Source organism: Saccharothrix deserti, from assembly GCF_009769385.1.
Classification (GTDB): domain Bacteria; phylum Actinomycetota; class Actinomycetes; order Mycobacteriales; family Pseudonocardiaceae; genus Actinosynnema; species Actinosynnema deserti.
The window spans coordinates 1-4,519 of the sequence record NZ_VKAB01000122.1 but is presented as its reverse complement, the minus strand read 5'-3'; the positions used below and the strand labels follow the sequence as shown (position 1 = coordinate 4,519).

Genomic DNA, 4,519 nt, shown 5'->3' with positions numbered 1-4,519 from the left:
GCGGCCGTGGCGGGCCTGGGTGGGCGGCGGTGGAAGCGGCTTGAGGTGTCGCATGCGTTCCACTCGGTGTTGATGGATCCGATGCTGGACGACTTCCGTGCGGTGGTGGAGGGCTTGTCCTTCCACCACCCGGAGATCCCGCTGGCGACGACTGGCGATGTGACGTCGGTGGACTATTGGGTCCGGCATGTGCGGGAGCCGGTCCGGTTCGCCGACAGTGTGCGCACGTTGGCGGACAACGGCGTGACGGCGGTGTTGGAGATCGGGCCCGGCGGCGTGCTGACCGCGATGGTGGCCGACACGGCGGATGTCGTGGCGATCCCGGCGTCACGCGGCGACAAGCCCGAGCCGGAGGCGTTCGTCGGCGCACTGGGGGCGCTGTGGGAACACGGCGTGGAGGTGGCATGGCGGGACCGGATCGGCGGCGGTCGGCTGGTCGACCTGCCCACCTACCCGTTCCAGCACGAGCGCTACTGGCTGACGGGCGACGCGACGCAGCGGTTCGTGGACGGCGTCGTCACGGTCGCGGGCAGCGACACAGCTGTGCTCACCGCCCATCTGTCGACCGACGTCACCTGGCTCGGCGACCACCGCCTGCACGGCGTCGCACTGCTGCCCGGCACCGGCATGGTGGAGTTGGTCCTCCGCGCGGGTGAGCACGTCGGCTGTGGGCGGCTGGCCGAGCTGACCCACGTCGCCCCGCTGGTCGTGCCCGAGCGGGGTGCGGCTGAGGTGCAGGTCGTGGTGGGTGCAGCGCGGGATGGTCGGCGCGACGTCGAGCTGTTCTCGCGCCGCGACGAGAACGGCCCGTGGACGCTGCACGCCACCGGCGCGCTCACGGCCGAGGTGGGCGAGCCGGTGCGGGACCTGGCGTGGCCGCCGCGCGACGCGGTCGAGGTGGACCTCGACGGCGCCTACGAACGGCTGGCCGACGAGGGGTACGGGTACGGCCCCGCCTTCCAGGGCCTGCGCCGCGTCTGGCGCGGTGATGGCGTGGTCCACGCCGAGGTCGCCCTGGACGACCGCGTCGAGGGGGATGGCTTCCTGCTGCACCCGGCGCTGCTGGACGCCGCCCTGCACGCGGTCCTCGTCACTGACCCCAGCGGCGGCGTGCCGTTCTCGTGGAACGGGGTCGCGGTGCACGGCAGGGGCGCGTCCGCGCTGCGCGTCCGGCTCACCAGGTCCGGCGCGGACCGGATCGCCCTGACCGCGACGGACGCCTCCGGCCGCCCGGTGGCCGAGGTCGAGTCGCTGGTCGTGCGGCCGGTGACGCGGGACGCGCTGCGCCAGGCCGGCGGCCGGGTGCGCGACGGCCTGTTCCGCACCGAGTGGGTCGAGCCGACCGCCGCCGACGGTCCCGCGCCCGGTGCCGAGGTCGTCACGCTCACCTCGGACGAACCTGACGTGCCGACCCGCGTCCGCGCCGTGGTGGGCACCGCCCTGGAGCTGGTCCAGGGCAGGCTGGACGACGCCACCCGCCTGGTGGTCGTGACGAGTGGCGCGGTCACCGCCGGCGACCCGGCTCAGGCCGCCGCGTGGGGCCTGGTGTCGTCCGCGCAGACCGAGCACCCGGACCGGTTCGTCCTGCTCGACACCGACGGCAGTGCGGACGTCGCGGACCTGCTGCCCGCGCTGCTGGCGAGCGGCGAACCGCAGGCCGCGATCCGGGATGGCAGGCTGCTGGTCCCGCGCCTGACCGCCGTGGAGCCGGCGGCGCCTGTCGGGTTCGGCGACGGTGCCGTGCTGCTCACCGGTGCGAGCGGTGCTCTCGGCGGGGTGCTCGCCCGCCACCTGGTGCGGGAGCGCGGCGTCCGCGACCTGGTCCTCGTGTCGCGGCGCGGCGCCCCGGACGACCTGGTGGCGGAGCTGACCGACGCCGGGGCCCGGGTGCGGGCGGTCGCGTGCGACGTGGCCGACCGGGACGTCGTGACCGAACTGGTCGCGGGGATCGACGACCTGTCGGTCGTCGTCCACGCGGCCGGTGTGGTGGACGACGGCGTGATCGCCGACCTCACCCCGGACCGGCTGGACGCCGTGCTGCGCCCCAAAGCCGACGCGGCCTGGTACCTGCACGAGGCGACGCGCGACCGCGACCTCGCGGCGTTCGTGCTGTTCTCGTCCGTCGCCGGTGTCCTCGGGGCCGCGGGTCAGGCGAACTACGCCGCCGCGAACGCGTTCCTCGACGGGCTCGCCCGGCACCGGGTGGCCGCCGGGCTGCCTGCCGCGTCACTGGCGTGGGGCCTGTGGGAGCAGACGAGCGCCATGACCGGCGGGCTCGGTGCGGCCGACCAGCGGCGGATCGCCCGCACCGGGCTGCGGCCGATGTCGTCGGACGAGGCGCTGGCGCTGTTCGACGCGGCGCCCGGCACCGGTGAGCCCGCGCTCACCGCGGCCGGGTTCGACCTGGCCGCGCTGCGCGCCCGTGGCGACGAGGTGCACCCGATCCTCCGGTCGCTCGTCCCGGCCCGCCGCGCCACCGCGCACCGGCTCGCCGGTCCGGTCACGCCCGAGGCGGTGCTGGAGCTGGTGCGGGCGAAGGTCGCGGTGGTGCTGGGTCACGCGGACGGTTCGGCGGTCGCGGTCGACCGCTCGTTCCAGGAGCTGGGTTTCGACTCGCTGACCGCCGTCGAACTGCGCAACGCCCTGGGTGCCGAGGTGGGCGTGCCGCTGCCCGCAACCCTCGTGTTCGACCACCCGACACCCCAGGCGCTGGCCGACCACCTCAACGCCGAGCTGTCCGGTCTGGAGGCCCCGGTCGAGGCTGCCCCAGTGGTGGCCGACACCGCCGACCCGATCGTGATCGTCGGCATGGCGTGCCGGTTCCCCGGTGGCGTGTCGTCACCCGACGGGCTGTGGGACCTCGTCGCGAACGGCGTCGACGCGATTTCCGGGTTTCCCGAGGACCGGGGTTGGGACCTGGAGGGGTTGTACGACCCGGATCCGGACCGGGTGGGTAAGGCGTATGTCCGCAGTGGTGGTTTTCTGGATCGTGCTGCGGAGTTCGATGCGGGGTTTTTTGGTATGTCGCCGCGTGAGGCGTTGGCGACTGATCCGCAGCAGCGGTTGTTGTTGGAGGCTGCGTGGGAGGCGTTTGAGCACGCGGGTGTGGATCCGTTGTCGTTGAAGGGGAGTCGGACCGGTGTGTTCGCCGGGCTGATGTACCACGACTACGCGTCGCGGCTCATCGAGGCGCCGCCCGAGGTCGAGGGCTTCCTCGCCGGTGGCAACGCGGGCAGCGTCGCGTCCGGTCGGGTGTCCTATGTGTTCGGGCTGGAGGGGCCGGCGGTCACCGTGGACACGGCGTGCTCGTCGTCGTTGGTGGCCCTGCACTTGGCGGTGAGCGCCATCCGCTCCGGCGAATGCGACCTCGCGCTCGCCGGAGGCGTCACGGTCATGGCCGGCCCGCTGCCGTTCGTGGAGTTCTCGCGGCAGCGTGGTCTGGCGGTGGATGGTCGGTGCAAGGCGTTCGGTGCCGGTGCGGATGGCACGTCGTGGGCCGAGGGTGTCGGTCTGTTGGTGGTGGAGCGGTTGTCGGTGGCTCGTGCGGCGGGGCATCGGGTGTTGGCGGTGGTGCGTGGTTCGGCGGTGAACCAGGACGGCGCGTCGAACGGGTTGACCGCGCCCAACGGGCCGTCGCAGGAACGCGTCATCCGGGCGGCCCTCGCCTCCGCCGGCCTCGGCACGGGCGACGTGGACGCGGTCGAGGGCCACGGCACCGGAACCCGGTTGGGTGACCCGATCGAGGCCCAGGCGTTGTTGGCGACTTATGGTCGTCGTGAGGGTGGGCCGCTGTATCTGGGGTCGTTGAAGTCGAACATCGGTCATGCTCAGGCCGCTGCCGGTGTCGGCGGGATCATCAAGATGGTGCAGGCGATGCGGCACGGCGTCCTGCCGAGGACCTTGCACGTCGACGAACCGACCCCGGTCGTGGATTGGTCGGCGGGCAAGGTGGAGGTGTTGGCCGAGCAGCGTCCCTGGCCCGAGGTCGATCGTCCGCGCCGGGCGGCGGTGTCGTCGTTCGGGATCAGCGGCACGAATGCGCACGTGATCCTGGAGGAGGCCCCTGCCGAGGAAGTTTCCGACGCCCCGGCCCCGGCGGTGCTGCCGTTGTTGTTGTCGGCGCGTAGTGCCGATGCCCTGGCCGAGCAGGCCCGACGCCTCCGCCACCACTTGTCCGACAACCCCTTGCTGGAGCCGCAGGACGTCGCGAGCACTCTCGCTCGACGGTCGCCGTTCGATCATCGTGCGATGGTGGTCGGTCGGACTCGTGAGGAGTTGTTGGCGGGTCTGGGTTGGCTTGGCAGTGTCCGGCGGGTTGTTGGTGGTTCGGTCGGGTTTGTGTTTTCGGGTCAGGGTTCGCAGCGGTTGGGTATGGGTCGGGAGCTGTATGCGGGGTTTCCGGTGTTCGCGGCGGTGTGGGACGAGGTGATGGGTTTCTTCCCGGGTCTGCGGGATGTGTTGTGGGGTGATGACCGGGGGTTGTTGCGTCGTACGGGTTTTGTGCAGCCGGGGTTGTTCG

Annotated in this window: 1 protein-coding gene; it reads left to right on the top strand. The window is 72.5% G+C overall.

All coding sequences use genetic code 11. The annotated features are described in order from the left end of the window. Positions 1 to 72: 72 nt before the first annotated feature. Positions 73 to 4,519, top strand: a 4,447-nt coding sequence (locus FM051_RS49660; protein WP_158854911.1) for a type I polyketide synthase, incomplete at its 3' end; no start/stop codon positions are given.